This is a genomic window from Bradyrhizobium sp. AUGA SZCCT0177 (genome assembly GCF_018130125.1).
Lineage (GTDB): Bacteria > Pseudomonadota > Alphaproteobacteria > Rhizobiales > Xanthobacteraceae > Bradyrhizobium.
Window position 1 is genome coordinate 26,832 of the sequence record NZ_JAFCMA010000050.1, and the last position, 15,971, is coordinate 42,802.

Here is a 15,971-nt window from a genome sequence, read left to right on the forward strand (position 1 = left end):
TCCCGATCGTGGTTATGGATTCCGGGCTCGAGGCTTCGCCTCGCCCCGGAATGACAGCTTCTTTACTCCAGCCCCTGCACGTTGGGCATCTCCTGGGTCGGGGCGATCTGCGGTACCGGCTTGGCCTGGGCCGCACCTGTCGTCACGGCCGCGGCCGGCGTTGTTTGCGCTTCGGCCGATTTAGGCTGAGCTGCCGCCGATTGCTGCACCGGTTCTGCCGCGGCTGCGGGTTTGGCCGCAGGCTCGGCGGCGGCCGGCCTGGCCGCCACGGCTTTGGCTGCCGGTTCGGCGGTAGCCTGCTTGGCGACGGCGAGCGGGCTCGGCTTCGGCACCGGCACGGTGTGGCTTGCGACCTGCGGGGCCGGCTTCGGCGGCCGCGGCGCGCCCCTGGCATGGGTCGGCGGCAGCGATCCGGGCGGGCCGTAATTCATGGTCAGATCGTCGTTGAAATTATCGCCCATCCGGTGCGCCGGTATGAAGCGGATAATCCGGCCGGTGCGGGCGTCGATGATCAGGCGGCCGTCGTCGCCGCCGCGGTCGATCACCGAAATCGTGTAAACGAAGCCGCGTTGCTGCGGGATGCCGAGCGGCGAAAATCCGCTCTCGCGCACCACTGTGTAGACCTCGGTCGGCGGCAGCAGCATCGGCCCCTGCCCGTAACCGTAGCGCGGCCCGGCATAGGCCGGCGGCGGCGCATAACGGGGCGGCGCATAATAGGGGTCGCCAATGTCGGATACCGAATAATAGGGCGAGCGTCCGGCCTCGTAAGGCGCCGGTACCTGCGCCTGGGCGGCCGTTGTGGCGAGAACCGTCCCCGCCGCAAAAACCCATCCTGTGAAGAACTTCATCATCCATTGCTCCTGTTAGCCCCTGCCTGGAGCGTGTTCGCTCTCTTGCCCGGCCGTCCCGGAACCGAACTTCATTGTGAAATTCGGCGGTCCTTGGGCCGGATCGCGGCGCGTTTGCCCCAAACCGGGGCAGTATGTTTCGGCAAGCCGGGACAGTGTGTTTCGACGGCTACAGGCACGGATCAGTCATGCAGGCAGGGACTTTCACGCGCTTGTGTGATAGAGAAAAATTTGGCATGGTCGGGAGTTAGGACAGCATCACTGTCTCAATTGTGGGCATTCCCGGCACGGGGATTGCAACGAAAGCTGGCGGCTTCGAGCTCCAGGCAAGTACAGGCAAGGCCGTTCCTCAGGGACGTTGAACGCCCAAGCCTGAATTTAGGAAATTTCGGCTCGCGGCGGACGAGCGGTGGCCCGGTGGGTGCCGCAAGCGCCCAAGGTGCGCCGGTGACAGTTAAGGCCCTTGACCTGATTGAGAGGACTAAGATGAGCGGGTCGGAATTCGAGCGCGAAAACATCGTGACAGAAACGCTGTCGGCGACCGCTATCTCGAAACCGGACGACGCGTATCATACCGAGCCTCAGCGCGAGTGGAGCTGGCGTCCGCCGGCTGAAGGGCTCTACGATCCGAGCCTCGAAAAAGATTCCTGCGGCGTCGGCTTCATCGCCAACATCAAGGGCCGGAAGTCGCATCAGATCGTCGACGACGCGATCAACATTCTCTGCAACCTCGAACATCGCGGCGCCGTGGGCGCCGACCCGCGCGCCGGCGACGGCGCCGGCATCCTGGTGCAGATCCCGCACGCGTTCTTCACGCGCAAGGCGGCCGAGATCGGCTTCAAGCTGCCGAAGCCCGGCGAGTACGCCATCGGTGCGCTGTTCCTGCCGAAGGAGACCGCGTGGCGCAAAGTCATCCAGAGCATCATTGCCGACCAGATCAAGGACGAAGGCCTGAAGCTGCTCGGCTGGCGCGACGTGCCGACCGACAATTCCTCGCTCGGCGAAACCGTCAAGCCGACCGAGCCATCCTGCATGCAGGTGTTCATCGGCCGCAACGGCGCGACCAAGACCGAGGATGATTTCGAGCGCCGGCTCTATATCCTGCGCAAGTCGATCTCGCAGGCGATCTATCAGCGCCGCGATCGCGGCCTTGCCGGCTATTACCCGGTCTCGATGTCGTGCCGGACCGTGATCTACAAGGGCATGTTCCTCGCCGACCAGCTCGGCAAGTATTATCCCGATCTGCACGAGCCGGATTTCGAGAGCGCGCTGGCGCTGGTGCATCAGCGCTTCTCGACCAACACCTTCCCGGCCTGGTCGCTGGCGCATCCCTACCGGATGATCGCCCATAACGGCGAAATCAACACGCTGCGCGGCAACGTCAACTGGATGGCGGCGCGGCAGGCCTCGGTGCATTCGGAACTGTACGGCAAGGATATCTCCAGGCTGTGGCCGATTTCTTATGAGGGCCAATCCGACACCGCCTGTTTCGACAACGCGCTCGAATTCCTGGTGCAGGGCGGCTACTCGCTGCCGCACGCCGTGATGATGATGATTCCGGAAGCCTGGGCCGGCAATCCCCTGATGGATGAGACGCGCCGCGCCTTCTACGAGTATCACGCCGCGATGATGGAGCCGTGGGACGGCCCCGCCGCGATCGCCTTCACCGACGGCCGCCAGATTGGCGCAACGCTGGACCGCAACGGCCTGCGGCCGGCGCGCTATCTCGTTACCAAGGACGATCGCATCGTGATGGCGTCCGAAATGGGCGTGCTCAAGATCCCCGAGGACCAGATCATCACCAAGTGGCGGCTGCAGCCCGGCAAGATGCTGCTGGTCGACCTCGAACAGGGCCGCCTCATTCCCGACGACGAGATCAAGGCTGATCTGGCCAAGAGCCATCCCTACAGCGACTGGCTGCATCGCACCCAGATCCAGCTCGAGGAATTGCCCGACGCCTCGAGCAAGGGCATGCGCTCCAACCTGCCGCTGCTCGACCGGCAGCAGGCGTTCGGCTATTCGCAGGAAGACGTCACCATCCTGATGACGCCGATGGCCTCGACCGGCGAAGAGGCCGCGGGCTCGATGGGCAACGACACGCCGATCTCGGCGCTGTCGGACCGGCCGAAGCCGCTGTTCACCTACTTCAAGCAGAACTTCGCGCAGGTCACCAACCCGCCGATCGATCCGATCCGCGAAGAACTGGTGATGAGCCTGGTCTCGATCATCGGGCCGCGGCCGAACCTGTTCGACCTGCAGGGCCTCGCTTCGACCAAGCGTCTCGAAGTGCGCCAGCCGATCCTGACCGACGCGGATCTGGAAAAGATCCGCTCGATTTCCAGCGTTGCCGACAGCCATTTCAAGTCGCGCACGCTCGACACGACGTTCCATGCCGGCTTCGGCGCGGCGGGCCTCGAACAGGTGCTCGACGAACTCTGCGCGCGCGCCGAAGGCGCGGTGCGCGAAGGCGTCAACATTATCATCCTGTCCGACCGCATGGCGGGCTCGGACCGGATTCCAATCCCCTCGCTGCTGGCCTGCGCCGCCGTGCATCATCATCTGATCCGCACCGGCCTGCGCACCTCGGTCGGCCTCGTGGTCGAATCCGGTGAACCGCGCGAAGTGCATCACTTTGCGTGCCTCGCCGGCTACGGCGCCGAAGCGATCAACCCGTATCTGGCGTTCGAGACCATCATCGCGATGAAGGACCGCCTGCCCGGCTCGCTCGACGATTACGAGATCGTCAAGCGCTACATCAAGTCGATCGGCAAGGGCCTGCTCAAGGTGATGTCCAAGATGGGCATCTCGACCTACCAGTCCTATTGCGGCGCGCAGATTTTCGACGCCGTCGGCCTGAAGGCAGAATTTATCGCCAAGTATTTCGCCGGCACCCACACCCGGGTCGAAGGCGTGGGTCTTGCCGAAATCGCCGAGGAGACCTGCCGCCGTCACAGCGATGCGTTCGGCGACGCGCAGGTCTACAAGACCGCGCTCGATGTCGGCGGCGAATATGCCTACCGCACCCGCGGCGAGGACCACGCCTGGACCGCTGAATCGGTCTCGATGCTGCAGCATGCCGCGCGCGGCAATTCACTGGAGCGCTACAAGGCGTTCGCCAAAATCCTCAACGAGCAATCCGAGCGGCTATTGACGCTGCGCGGCCTGTTCCGGATCAAGTCCGCCGAGGACGAGAAGCGCAAGCCGATCAAGCTCGACCAGGTCGAGCCCGCCAAGGACATCGTCAAGCGCTTCGCCACCGGCGCGATGAGCTTCGGCTCGATCTCGCGCGAGGCGCACACGACATTGGCGATCGCGATGAACCGGATCGGCGGCAAGTCCAACACCGGCGAAGGCGGCGAAGAGGCCGATCGCTTCAAGCCGATGCCGAACGGCGATTCGATGCGTTCTGCGATCAAGCAGGTCGCCTCCGGCCGGTTCGGCGTGACGACGGAGTACCTCGTCAACTCCGACATGATGCAGATCAAGATGGCGCAGGGCGCCAAGCCCGGCGAAGGCGGCCAGTTGCCCGGCCACAAGGTCGACGCCGTGATCGCGCGCGTCCGGCATTCGACGCCGGGCGTCGGCCTGATCTCGCCGCCGCCGCACCACGACATCTATTCGATCGAGGATCTGGCGCAGCTGATCTACGACCTCAAGAACGTCAATCCGGACGGTCAGGTCTCGGTCAAGCTGGTCTCCGAAATCGGCGTCGGCACCGTGGCCGCGGGCGTCGCCAAGGCACGCGCCGACCATGTGACGATCGCAGGTTTTGAGGGCGGCACCGGCGCATCGCCGCTGACCTCGATCAAGCACGCAGGCTCTCCGTGGGAAATCGGCCTTGCCGAAACCCACCAGACGCTGGTGCGCGAGCGGCTGCGCAGCCGCATCGTGGTCCAGGTCGACGGCGGCTTCCGCACCGGACGTGACGTCGTGATCGGCGCGCTGCTCGGTGCCGACGAATTCGGCTTTGCCACCGCGCCCTTGATCGCGGCCGGTTGCATCATGATGCGCAAGTGTCATCTCAACACCTGCCCGGTCGGCGTCGCGACGCAGGATCCGGTGCTGCGCAAGCGCTTCACCGGCCAGCCCGAGCACGTCATCAACTACTTCTTCTTCGTCGCCGAGGAAGTCCGCGAGATCATGGCCCACCTCGGCTACCGCACCTTCAACGAGATGGTCGGCCAGACCCAGATGCTCGACCAGTCGACGCTGGTGGCGCACTGGAAGGCCAAGGGCCTCGACTTCTCAAAACTGTTCGTGCGCCAGAAGGAACAGCCCGGCCAGAAGATCTATCACGCCGAGAGGCAGGACCATCATCTGGAAGCCGTTCTCGACCGGCGCCTGATCGAAAAGGCGCAGGCCGCGATCGACCGCGGCGCGCCGGTGAAGATCGACGAGGAGATCAACAACACCGACCGCTCGGCCGGTGCGATGCTGTCGGGCACGCTGGCCAAGATCTACGGTCATGCCGGCCTGCCGCTCGACACTATCCAGGTCAGCCTCAAGGGCACCGCGGGCCAGGCGTTCGGCGCCTGGCTGACGCGCGGCGTCACCTTCGAGCTCGAAGGCGAAGGCAACGACTATGTCGGCAAGGGCCTGTCGGGCGGTCGCATCATCGTCAAGCCGCCGCGCAATTCCGGCATCGTGCCGGAAGAGTCCATCATCGTCGGCAACACCGTGATGTATGGCGCGATCGAGGGTGAATGCTATTTCCGCGGCATCGCAGGCGAGCGCTTCGCGGTGCGCAACTCCGGCGCGGTCGCGGTCGTCGAAGGCGCCGGCGACCATTGCTGCGAATACATGACCGGCGGCATCGTCGTGGTGCTGGGCAAGACCGGGCGCAACTTCGCGGCCGGCATGTCCGGCGGCATCGCCTATGTGCTGGACGAGGCCGGCGACTTCGCCAAGCTGTGCAACATGGCGATGGTCGAGCTTGAACCGGTGCTCTCGGAAGAAATGATCAACCAGAACACCTATCACCACACCGGCGATCTCGAAGCGCATGGCAGGGTCGACGTGTTCCAGAACCTGCTCGACTCCGACGTCGAGCGGCTGCACGTCCTGATCACGCGCCACGCCAAGCTGACCGGCTCGAAGCGGGCCGAAGAGATCCTCGCCGACTGGAAGACCTGGCTGCCGAAATTCCGTAAGGTGATGCCGGTGGAATACCGCCGCGCGCTGAAGGAATTGAAGGCTAACGCCGACGCCGAGCCGAAAATCGCGATCGGGGCGTAGACTGGGCGACGCCGTCGTCCCGAGGTGCCCGAGCAAAGCTCGGGCCTCGAAGGACGGCTGGGACGACAATTCATCCTTCGAGGCGCGCAAGAGCGCGCACCCTGGGGATGACGAGCACGATGAAGACGACGAAGCTTAAGTTGCAGGAACGTTGGGTTTAATGGGCAAGATCACAGGTTTTCTGGAAATCGACCGGCACGACCGCAAATATGCGCCCGTCGCCGACCGCTTGCAGCACTATCGCGAATTCGTCATTCCGCTGAGCGAGAAAGACGCCCGCGACCAGGCCGCGCGCTGCATGAATTGCGGCATTCCCTATTGCCACGGCACCGGCTCGGTTCAGCCGGGTACGCCGGGCTGCCCGGTCAACAACCAGATCCCTGATTTCAACGACCTCGTCTATCAGGACAATTGGGAAGAAGCCTCGCGCAATCTGCACTCCACGAACAATTTCCCGGAGTTCACCGGCCGCATCTGCCCGGCGCCGTGCGAGGCCTCCTGCACGCTCAACATCGACGACAACCCGGTCACCATCAAGACCATCGAATGCGCGATCGTCGACCGCGCATGGGACAATGGCTGGCTGAAGCCGGAAATCGCCCCCAGCAAGACCGGCAAGAAGGTCGCGATCGTTGGTTCGGGGCCTGCGGGCCTTGCCGCCGCGCAGCAGCTCGCGCGCGCCGGCCATGACGTCCATGTCTACGAGAAATTCGCCAAGGCCGGCGGCCTGCTCCGCTACGGCATTCCCGATTTCAAGATGGAAAAGCACGTCATCGACCGCCGCGTGGCGCAGATGGAAGCCGAGGGCGTCACCTTCCACTACGGTGTCCATGTCGGCGGCACTTCGCAAGGAAATGGTCAAACCGCGATCGATCCGCGCGAGTTGCACCGGCAATACGACGCGGTGGCCCTGACCGGCGGCGCCGAAGCCGGCCGCGATCTGCCGATCCCGGGCCGCGACCTCGACGGCATCCACTTCGCGATGGATTTCCTGCCGCAACAAAATCGCCGCGTCTCGTCCGAGCCGCTCGGGGCGGCCGCGGACATCCTCGCCGGCGGCAAGCATGTGGTCGTGATCGGCGGTGGCGACACCGGTTCGGACTGTATCGGCACGTCGTTCCGGCAGGGCGCGAAGTCCGTGACCCAGCTCGAAATCATGCCGGCGCCGCCCGAGCACGAAGACAAGGGCCTGACCTGGCCGAACTGGCCGTTGAAAATGCGGACCTCGTCGAGCCAGGCCGAAGGCGCCCGCCGCGAATTCGCGGTGCTGACGCAGAAATTCTCAGGCCACGACGGCAAGGTGCAGAAGCTGCATTGCGTGCAGGTCAACGAAAAATTCCAGCCGATCGCCGGCACCGAATTCGAACTCGACGCGCAACTGGTGCTGCTGGCGATGGGTTTTGTGCATCCGGTCCATGACGGCATGCTGAAGACGCTCGGCGTCGATCTCGACCAGCGCGGCAACGTCCGCGCCAACCTGACCGACTACCAGACGTCAGTGCCGAACGTGTTCTCCGCCGGCGACATGCGCCGTGGCCAGTCGCTGGTGGTATGGGCGATCCGCGAGGGCCGCCTCTGCGCCCGCGCCATCGACCAGTATCTGATGGGATCGACCACGCTGCCGCGGTAAGCGGGGCGGTCGCAATTGAACGGCAAAACAAAAATGGTGCAGGGCGCCGGAGCGCACTGCACCATTCTTGTAGATATCAGTCCTGCGGAACGCTGGACTTACGGACAGATCCGCACGGGACCAGCCCAGTAGCAGGAAGGCGCGTAGTAGCCGCCGCCATAACCGTAGCCGCGACCATAGCCGCGTCCGCCACCGCGGTAATAACCGCCGCCGCGGCCAACACCACGACCGACGCCACGGCCGCGTCCGCCGCCGCGACCGCCGCCACCACGGCCTCCGCCGCCACGACCACCGCGCTGCGCGTACGCCGCCGTTGTCGATCCTCCAACCATCAGCGCCGTCACACCGACGATGCTGAAACAATAGATGCCAACGAGAATAATCGTAGCCAAAGTACGTGATAAAATGCTGCGAGAGGCAGTTTTGCCCTGGGCCATTGAAACTCCTTCTGTAAGGAGCGCCAGATTGGGGCCGCTTTGGTCCGCGGTCAAGCAATAGTGGGTGTGATACCCGTCACGTACCCGTTTAGGGGTGTGTCACAATTCCCTCACCTTACCTTCAGCACACAAGCGAGGCGATGAAGGTTCAGTGCTGCAGGCGCACGCCGAGCATGACGACGGTGGCGGCGGTGCTGTTGCCGGGGAGGTTTGAATCCAGCCAATCGCGGCGGACCGTGCCCTTGACCCAGAGATTGCGGTTCATCTTGTAGATGAGGTCACCAGACACCGTGTAGATCTTGTCCTTGCGGTTGTCGCCCTGGTAGTCGAGCGTGCCCCAGGTGAACTTGCCGATCGCGGTCAGCCAGCGGCGGAAATCATGATCGACTTCAACGGTGTAGATGTGCGTCAGCACGCCGGATACGCCGGGCAGCGTGGTCTCGGTGATCGTGGTGTCGGAATAGAATTTGGCCGTGGTCAGCGGTGTCGCCGTCCAGGTCAATGAAGCCGAGGTCAAGAGGCCTTCGAGGCGGTTGAGGCGGCTGTCGACATAATCGCGCGCGGCGTAGCCGACCGCGATTTCGCCGGTCAGCAGCCGCGAGAATTCGAAGCTGGTGCCGCCCTTGACGTAGCCGCCGGTGGAATCGCGCGCGAAGCCGCTGCGGTCCAGCCTCAGATCGTGCACGCGGCTGTCGGCCTGCGCTTCCACGAACGGCTTCAAGCCCGGCATCAGATCGTAGCTGACGCGGCCGACGCCGCCGAACTGGTTGAAGTTGCGGTCGTCGTTGCTGGTCGAGGTGCCGTCGGTGAGCTTGGAATAGGTATAGGCGGTGCGGTCGACGGTGGCGCCGCCGGAAACCTGCAGGCGGTTGAAATTCTGGTCGAAGCCGAAGGTGCCGCCGAACGTCGCATAGACCGGGTACCTTTGCAGGCCGGCCTGGATGTTCGGGCTGCCCGGATTGTCGGTGGCGAGACGCAGCCGCGCCTGCGCGAGCAGCCGCGTGTCGCGCGAGACGTCGAGACGGCCGTCGACATGACCGGTGAAATCCGGCCGATCGATCACGACCGGCGCCGGCGAAATCGTGCCGTCGGTCGGCGGCGGAAAGGTGTTGCCATAGCCGGTGAAGGATCCGCGCAGATCCGCGACCACCGCGTGGCGTTCCCAGTCGGACATGACGAGCAGTTCCGGCGCGATCATATAGAACGGCGAGCCCTTCTCATCGACGGTGCGGCGCGGGTTGGTGTTATAGCCGCCCGAGAGTTCGACCGCCGATTTGATCAGGAAGCTGCCGGCGTAATCGCCGACCGCGCCGAACGGATCGTCATCGACCTTCAGGCGCTTGCGTGCGGGTTGCCCCACCACCGTGCCGGCCATCGCCGGCGGGATCGGGGCCTTGTTCGCGGTCTGCGACGGCGGAATCGAAAGCCGCAGCGGCGTGTTCGACAGCAGCGGCGGCCGGCTGCCCGGTCCCGGCGGCGGCTTCGGCCGGACCTGTCCCGGATAATATTTCGGCTTCTGAAGCTTGCGGTTGAGCGAGTCGTAACCGGAGCTGGAAGCGCCGCTTGCGGCGGGCAGGCCATAGCGCGGGATCGCCCCGATGCGCGACGGCGCGGGCTTCTCCTTGTCGCGAACCCGAGCGTCGTTGGCGTCGTCGCTGGTTTTATCGTTGGCCTCGGCATTGGTCCGGCGCAGCGGCGAATCCACCGGCATCAGCTGGCTGCTGCGGGTCGGGCTGAACAGGTCGGGCGTGACGGTCTGGGCCTGCGCAATGGTGCCGGTCAGGACGATCAGCGCAAGGCATGGCAATACCGCGCGGAAAGCTGTCGCGCGCCTGCTTTGGCCCCTTACTGGACCTGCCATCACGATCAAAATACTCCAACAACGTCAGATACTTATTCGACGCACTCCGAGCGCGCGGGGAAAACGTCGTTAATGGAGTTAAAACAATTATGGTTAATGACCCGTTGAGAGCCGGCGGCCCGCGTCGCTTCGCCGGTTGGGCCATGCTAAGGAGGGGTCCGGGGCTTTGCCCCTCCTCCCTGGACTTGAGACATGGCCAAGCCGAAACCGCTGATGGCAAAATCATCCGGCACCGATCATGCCAACGCCGCCATCGAGTCGGCCCTGCGCACGCTCGATGTTGAGGCCGGCGGCATCGCCGCCATCACGGCGGCGCTGCAGTCCGACCTCCGCGCGCCGTTCGCTGCGGCCGTCGATCGCATCGGCAACGCCAAGGGGCGGCTGATCGTGACCGGGCTCGGCAAGTCGGGCCATATCGGCCGCAAGATCGCGGCGACCTTTGCCTCCACCGGCACACCGGCATTCTTCGTCCATGCCGCGGAGGCCAGCCACGGCGATCTCGGCATGATCACCGCCGACGACGTCATCCTGGCGCTGTCATGGTCCGGCGAGCAGCCGGAGATGAAGAATCTCATCACCTACGCCACCCGGTTCAGCATTCCCCTGATCGCGATGACCGCGGACCGGGAATCGACGCTGAGCAAGGCCGCCGACGTCGCGCTGACCTTGCCGAAGGCGCGCGAGGCCTGCCCGCATAATCTGGCGCCGACCACCTCCTCGCTGATGATGCTGGCGCTCGGCGACGCGCTGGCGATCGCGCTGCTCGAAGGCCGTGGCTTCACCTCGGTCGATTTCAGCGTGCTGCATCCCGGCGGCAAGCTGGGCGCGCTGTTGAAATACACCCGCGACCTCATGCATTCAGGCGACGCGGTGCCGCTGAAGCCGCTCGGCACCAAAATGTCGGATGCGCTGGTCGAGATGTCGTCGAAGGGCTTTGGCTGCGTTGGTATCACTGATGCCCGCGGCCACATTGTCGGCATCGTCACCGACGGCGATCTGCGCCGCCACATGCGCCCCGATTTGATGACCGCCACCGTCGACGAGGTGATGACGAAGAATCCGAAGACCATCGGCCGCGACCTGCTCGCAGGCGAGGCGCTGGAGATCCTCAATTCCTCGAAGATCACCGCATTGATCGTGACCGATGCCAGCAAGCCGGTCGGCATCGTGCATCTGCATGATTTGCTGCGCGCGGGCGTGGCTTGATCTGTCGTCCCGGCCTTGAGCCGGGACCCATACGCCGCGGCCTATCGGTGAGAGCGCTGGCGTCAGATACCTTCTTTAGCAATGAGCGCCGCGGAGTATGGGTCCCGGCCTTCGCCGGGACGACATCTCACTTCGGAAATCTCGCCGCCGTCTCCTCCAGCGGCAATGCCAGCGCATTGGCCAGATATGACACCGTGCGATAGAAGCCGCAGAGCTGGATGATCTCGACAATTTTCGCGTCGTCATAATGCGCCGACAGGGCCTTGAACTCGGCCTCATCAAGCGTCGCGCGCTCGTGCAGGGCATCGACGGTTGCGATCAATACCTGTTCGGCTTCCGACCAGCAGACGGCCTTGGCATCGCCGAGCACGGTGGCGCGGATCTGTTCGGCGGTCAGGTGGGCGGCTTCCGCGAACGCCGCGATATGCACGCCCCATTCGTATTCGCAGCCGGTCCGCGCGCAGGTGCGGTCGATCACGATCTCGCGCTCTCGCAAGCTGAGCGGACCGCGATCCAGCAGGCTGCCGGCGCGAAATTTCTCCCAGGCGCGGGGCTGGCCGGCCATCACCCGGAACAGCACCAGCGGCGGCGCGCCGCGCATGATGCGGTCGAATTGTTGCTGAATCTCGGGTGGATAAGGCGGCTGCAACGGCGCGATGCGGGGCGCGGATCGTGACATCGGCCCACTCCTTTGCTACAATAAATGTAGCACATCGCTACAATATCTGTAGCATCTTGCAAGAGGCTTTCCGATGTCGAAACAGACCCCTGCCATGAAGAAACGCGCCGTCCGCGGCTCGCGGACCGGCCGGCCGATCATGGCGCTGCTCGATCTGCTGGGCCGCCGCTGGACCTTGCGCATCCTCTGGGAATTGCGCGAGGGACCGCTGACCTCGCGCGCGCTGCGTACCGCCTGCGACGAGGCCTCGCCGACTGTGATGCAGACCCGGCTCTCCGAACTGCGCGAGGCCGGCCTGATCGAACTGCTGCCGGGCGATGGCTATGGCCCGACCGGGCTCGGCCGGGACTTGAACGAAACCTTCCTTCCTCTCCACCGCTTTGCGGAGCGGTGGAGCAAGCAAACGACAGACTAGGCCACCGCCACCGTCAGGCTGGCGCCATCGGCTTGCACGACTTTGACACGGCTGCCGGCCGGCGCATCGGGGCCGGCGACGCGCCAGATCGTGTCGTCGATCCGCACCGTGCCTGTGCCGTCGACGATCGGTTTTTCCAGCGTGAACTCCCGGCCGATCATCGCTTCGGTCCGCCGGTTGAGGAACGGGTTGCTCTGGCTGCTGCTGCCGGCGCTCTTCGCAAAATGCCGCCACGCCGGCACCGCCGCTGCCGCGAACAACGCGAACATCAAAAGCTGCGTCTGCCACGATGGATTGATAGCAAACGACACCAGGCCGACCATCAGCGAGGAAAGCCCAAGCCAGAACAGGAAGACACCCGGCGCCAGCAATTCCAGCGCCATCAGGATGAAGCCGAAGATCAGCCAGTTCCAGGTGCCCAGGGTAGCAAATATGTCGGCCATGACACGACCTCTCTAGTATCTCGTACAATTCATCAACACACCGGCGGTGCGCTCCCTCTCCCGCTTGCGGGGGAGGGTGCCGAGCAACGCGAGGCGGGTGGGGGCTCTCTCCACGAGTCTTATCGCGGAGAGAGCCCCCACCCCAACCCTCCCCCGCAAGCGGGAGAGGGAGCAGACATGTGCCAGCCTGCTCATCATCACACCAATCTCTTACCGCTGCGGCGAGAACGGCGGCGGCGGCGGTGGCGGCGTGGCGGGACCGGTTGATGGCACCGAACCGCGCCGCGCGGCTGCTGCCGAGGTAGCGGCGTCACCGAAGGTCGCCTTGGCGATCTCGCCGATGCCGGCGAGCGAGCCCAGAATGCTGGTGGCCTCGATCGGCAGCATGAGGATCTTCTGGTTCGGCGATTCGGCCAGTTGCCCGAACGCCTTGATGTATTTATCGGCGATGAAGTAATTCAGCGCGGCAACGTCGCCCTTGGAGATGGCCTCGGACACCATCTGCGTCGCCTTGGCTTCAGCCTCCGCCGAACGTTCGCGCGCCTCGGCGTCGCGGAAGGCGGCTTCCTTGCGGCCTTCGGCCTGCAGGATCTGGCCCTGCTTGGCGCCCTCGGCACGCAGGATCTCCGACTGCCGCTGGCCTTCCGCCTGCAAAATGTCGGCGCGCTTGACGCGCTCGGCCTTCATCTGCCGGCCCATCGCTTCGACGAGGTCGGCCGGCGGCACGATGTCCTTGATCTCGATGCGGTTGACCTTCAGCCCCCACGGCGACACCGCGGCGTCGACCACGCGCAGCAGCCGCTCGTTGATCTCGTCGCGGTGCGACAGCACCTGGTCGAGGTCCATCGCGCCCATCACCGAGCGGATGTTGGTCATCGTCAGCACGATAATCGCCTGATCGAGATTGGATACTTCGTAGCTGGCCTTGGCGGCATCGAACACCTGATAGAACGCGACGCCGTCCACCGTCACGGTGGCGTTGTCCTTGGTGATCACCTCCTGCTCGGGAATGCTGATCACCTGCTCCATCATGTTCATCTTGCGGCCGACGCGGTCAAAATAGGGAACGATGATGTTCAACCCCGGCGACAGCGTGCGGGTGTATTTGCCGAACCGTTCGATGGTCCAGTCATAGCCTTGCGGCACCGTCTTGACGCCGGCGAACAGGGTCACAATGACCAGCAGCAAAAACGCAATCGCGAAAATGTCGAAACCAGTCATGAATTCCCTCCAAAACCGGCAAGACCGTTGCCGGACGCGGTCGTCCATATGTCTGCCGGATGCCACCGCCGGTTCAGCCCGGCTGTTCTCTAGCAATGGTTACGTAGGGAGCCGTTTGACGCCCGCCAGATGTATGGCGCTTGAACAGTGGAATATCAAATCCAGCCCTGAAGCTCGCGCAACACCAGCTGGCGGATCACGTCCATGCCGGGCTCGGAGTCGTTGAGGCAGGGGATCGCCGCGAACTGCTCGCCGCCATTGTGTTTGAAAATTTCGGCGTTTTCCTGCGCGATCTCTTCCAGCGTCTCCAGGCAATCGGCGGAGAAGCCGGGGGTCACCACGGCAATGCGCTTGACGCCATCCTTCGCAAGCTGCGCGATGGTCTTGTCGGTATAGGGCTGCAGCCATTCGTCGAAGCCGAAGCGCGATTGGAATGTAAGCTTGAGTTTGGACGCATCAAGGCCCATGCGCCGGCGCAGGGCGTCGGTTGTTGCGATGCACTGCGCCTGGTAAGGATCGCCCTTGTCGACATAACTTTGCGGCATGCCGTGAAACGACGCGACGATCAGTTCGGGCTGGAACGGCAAGGTTGCCAGATGCGCGTTGATCGAGGCCGCCAGCGCATCGATGTAATCAGGGTCGTCATAGTAGGGCGGCGTCACCCGCAAGATCGGCTGCGCGCGCATGCCGGCCAGCACGCGAAAAACCTCGTCGCACACGGTGGCCGAGGTCGCGGCGGAATATTGCGGATAGAGCGGCACGACCAAGAGACGGTCGCAGCCTTGCGCGGTCAGGGCATCGATGCGCGAGCGGATCGACGGATTGCCGTAACGCATCGCCCAGTCGACCACGACGTGGTCATGGTCTGCGATCGCCTCCGCCAGCTTTTCGGCCTGCGCGCGCGTGATCGTCTTCAGCGGGGATTCGTTCTTCTCGACGTTCCAGATCTTCTGGTAGTCGCGCGCCTTGCGGCGGGGACGGATGCGCAGAATGATGCCGTTGAGGATCAGCTTCCAGCGCAGCCCCTGGTCCTCGATCACGCGCGGGTCGGAGAGGAATTCCTTGAGGTAGACCCGCACGCCCCTGGTATCGGCGGTATCGGGCGTGCCGAGATTGACCAGCAGCACGCCGACGCGCTCGGGCTTGGCTTCCGGCGCAGGCTTCGCACTTCCTATGGGAACGACCACGGTCATGATTTCCGTGGCTTCGCGCGTTGCACCATCCTTGTCAAGACAACCATCGGTTCGATACGCTCAGGTCTTGCCCCGGGCGGGAGGAACCATGACGGTCGCCGAATGGTGCGTTTTCGGAACGCTGCTGCTGTACCTGCTGACGATCGCCTCGGTCAAATGGATCGGGTTTCGCCGTTTCGACAATGCGAGGCCCCGCGCCCCCGATTTCTACGAGGATCCGATCCGCGCCCGCGCCCTCGGCGCCCATCAGAACGGCATCGAGGCCTTTCCGTTTTTCGCGGTCGCGGTGCTGCTGGCCGAGTTTCGCCTCGGGCCGCAACATTTGATCGACGAACTGGCGGTGCTGTTCCTGATCGTGCGGATCGCCTACGTCTTCACTTATCTGGGCAACCGCCCGACGCTGCGCTCGATCCTGTGGAGCATCGGCTTTGCGATCAACATCGCGATTTTCTTCCTGCCGGCGGTCAAGGGGTATTTGCCGGGGTAGCGTCATGCGCAAATCTCTCGTCGTCCCGGCCTTGAGCCGGGACCCATAACCCCGGTCATCTGTTGTTGAAAAAAGCCATCGACCATCGTGCGCAACCATCTCTGCCGCGGCGTATGGGTCCCGGCTCAAGGCCGGGACGACGGCGGTGTTTGTAGCTGCACCGTCATCCAAACGCAGTTTTGCATTCTCGCGACGCATTGCGCCCGAGCTTTGCCAGAAATTTCCTTGCCCTCGAAATAAGAGGGCGCAGGGAAGACCGGGTGCGCGCTGCACCCGCGGTCCCGTGTGCGGTTAGCACTAAGTAGGCTGCACACGA

The 15,971-nt window shown here is 64.1% G+C and carries 12 protein-coding genes; 5 read left to right on the top strand and 7 right to left on the bottom strand.

Annotated features, from left to right (window positions below; translation table 11 throughout):
- Positions 1-62: 62 nt before the first annotated feature.
- Positions 63-848 (bottom strand): hypothetical protein, encoded by a 786-nt coding sequence (locus JQ597_RS35185; RefSeq protein WP_212269987.1) that lies wholly within the window; start codon positions 846-848, stop codon positions 63-65.
- 486 nt (positions 849-1,334) lie between these two features.
- Here JQ597_RS35185 and gltB point away from each other — a divergent pair, with 486 nt between their 5' ends.
- Together gltB and JQ597_RS35195 are read left to right on the top strand one after the other, a co-directional pair.
- On the top strand, positions 1,335-6,083 hold the full coding sequence (gene gltB / locus JQ597_RS35190) for a glutamate synthase large subunit (RefSeq protein ID WP_212269988.1): 4,749 nt from the start codon (positions 1,335-1,337) through the stop codon (positions 6,081-6,083).
- A 160-nt stretch (positions 6,084-6,243) separates the two neighbouring features.
- Positions 6,244-7,713 carry a glutamate synthase subunit beta gene (locus JQ597_RS35195; RefSeq protein WP_212269989.1) on the top strand — a complete coding sequence of 490 codons (1,470 nt, stop codon included), beginning with the start codon at positions 6,244-6,246 and terminating at the stop codon, positions 7,711-7,713.
- 98 nt (positions 7,714-7,811) lie between these two features.
- Here JQ597_RS35195 and JQ597_RS35200 read toward each other — a convergent pair whose 3' ends face one another.
- On the bottom strand, positions 7,812-8,150 hold the full coding sequence (locus tag JQ597_RS35200; protein WP_212269990.1) for a hypothetical protein: 339 nt from the start codon (positions 8,148-8,150) through the stop codon (positions 7,812-7,814).
- 148 nt (positions 8,151-8,298) lie between these two features.
- Positions 8,299-10,011: an outer membrane beta-barrel protein gene (locus tag JQ597_RS35205; RefSeq protein ID WP_212269991.1), complete on the bottom strand. Its 1,713-nt coding sequence runs from the start codon at positions 10,009-10,011 to the stop codon at positions 8,299-8,301.
- A 192-nt stretch (positions 10,012-10,203) separates the two neighbouring features.
- On the opposite strand from JQ597_RS35205, the gene JQ597_RS35210 reads away from it, so the two are divergent.
- A complete protein-coding gene (locus tag JQ597_RS35210; RefSeq protein WP_212269992.1) occupies positions 10,204-11,217 on the top strand; it encodes a KpsF/GutQ family sugar-phosphate isomerase in 1,014 nt (337 codons plus the stop codon).
- A 127-nt stretch (positions 11,218-11,344) separates the two neighbouring features.
- Here JQ597_RS35210 and JQ597_RS35215 read toward each other — a convergent pair whose 3' ends face one another.
- The gene (locus JQ597_RS35215; protein ID WP_212269993.1) at positions 11,345-11,896 is read right to left on the bottom strand and encodes a carboxymuconolactone decarboxylase family protein; all 552 of its coding nucleotides are present in this window, start codon (positions 11,894-11,896) and stop codon (positions 11,345-11,347) included.
- A gap of 73 nt (positions 11,897-11,969) precedes the next feature.
- Between JQ597_RS35215 and JQ597_RS35220 the strand changes: the two genes are divergently transcribed.
- Positions 11,970-12,311, top strand: coding sequence for a winged helix-turn-helix transcriptional regulator (locus JQ597_RS35220; protein WP_212269994.1), 342 nt, complete (start codon positions 11,970-11,972; stop codon positions 12,309-12,311).
- Here the strand turns inward: JQ597_RS35220 and JQ597_RS35225 are convergent.
- The 3 genes from JQ597_RS35225 to hemH all read right to left on the bottom strand — a co-directional run bounded on the left by JQ597_RS35225 (position 12,308) and on the right by hemH (position 15,168).
- The gene (locus JQ597_RS35225) at positions 12,308-12,754 is read right to left on the bottom strand and encodes an NfeD family protein (RefSeq protein ID WP_212269995.1); all 447 of its coding nucleotides are present in this window, start codon (positions 12,752-12,754) and stop codon (positions 12,308-12,310) included. The genes JQ597_RS35220 and JQ597_RS35225 overlap by 4 nt on opposite strands.
- A gap of 210 nt (positions 12,755-12,964) precedes the next feature.
- The gene (locus JQ597_RS35230) at positions 12,965-13,975 is read right to left on the bottom strand and encodes an SPFH domain-containing protein (RefSeq protein ID WP_212269996.1); all 1,011 of its coding nucleotides are present in this window, start codon (positions 13,973-13,975) and stop codon (positions 12,965-12,967) included.
- Positions 13,976-14,130: 155 nt separating this feature from the next.
- Entirely contained in the window at positions 14,131-15,168 is a 1,038-nt protein-coding gene (hemH, locus tag JQ597_RS35235) for a ferrochelatase (protein ID WP_212269997.1), read from the bottom strand.
- A gap of 88 nt (positions 15,169-15,256) precedes the next feature.
- On the opposite strand from hemH, the gene JQ597_RS35240 reads away from it, so the two are divergent.
- Positions 15,257-15,655 carry an MAPEG family protein gene (locus JQ597_RS35240; protein ID WP_212269998.1) on the top strand — a complete coding sequence of 133 codons (399 nt, stop codon included), beginning with the start codon at positions 15,257-15,259 and terminating at the stop codon, positions 15,653-15,655.
- Positions 15,656-15,971: the final 316 nt, after the last annotated feature.

Bases quoted from the DNA above. Each gene is read 5' to 3' on its own strand.
- gltB (WP_212269988.1), top strand. From the start codon at position 1,335: ATGAGCGGGTCGGAATTCGAGCGCGAAAACATCGTGACAGAAACGCTG.
- JQ597_RS35215 (WP_212269993.1), bottom strand. From the start codon at position 11,896: ATGTCACGATCCGCGCCCCGCATCGCGCCGTTGCAGCCGCCTTATCCA.
- JQ597_RS35185 (WP_212269987.1), bottom strand. From the start codon at position 848: ATGAAGTTCTTCACAGGATGGGTTTTTGCGGCGGGGACGGTTCTCGCC.
- JQ597_RS35205 (WP_212269991.1), bottom strand. From the start codon at position 10,011: ATGGCAGGTCCAGTAAGGGGCCAAAGCAGGCGCGCGACAGCTTTCCGC.
- JQ597_RS35200 (WP_212269990.1), bottom strand. From the start codon at position 8,150: ATGGCCCAGGGCAAAACTGCCTCTCGCAGCATTTTATCACGTACTTTG.
- hemH (WP_212269997.1), bottom strand. From the start codon at position 15,168: ATGACCGTGGTCGTTCCCATAGGAAGTGCGAAGCCTGCGCCGGAAGCC.
- JQ597_RS35240 (WP_212269998.1), top strand. From the start codon at position 15,257: ATGACGGTCGCCGAATGGTGCGTTTTCGGAACGCTGCTGCTGTACCTG.
- JQ597_RS35220 (WP_212269994.1), top strand. From the start codon at position 11,970: ATGTCGAAACAGACCCCTGCCATGAAGAAACGCGCCGTCCGCGGCTCG.
- JQ597_RS35225 (WP_212269995.1), bottom strand. From the start codon at position 12,754: ATGGCCGACATATTTGCTACCCTGGGCACCTGGAACTGGCTGATCTTC.
- JQ597_RS35210 (WP_212269992.1), top strand. From the start codon at position 10,204: ATGGCCAAGCCGAAACCGCTGATGGCAAAATCATCCGGCACCGATCAT.
- JQ597_RS35230 (WP_212269996.1), bottom strand. From the start codon at position 13,975: ATGACTGGTTTCGACATTTTCGCGATTGCGTTTTTGCTGCTGGTCATT.
- JQ597_RS35195 (WP_212269989.1), top strand. From the start codon at position 6,244: ATGGGCAAGATCACAGGTTTTCTGGAAATCGACCGGCACGACCGCAAA.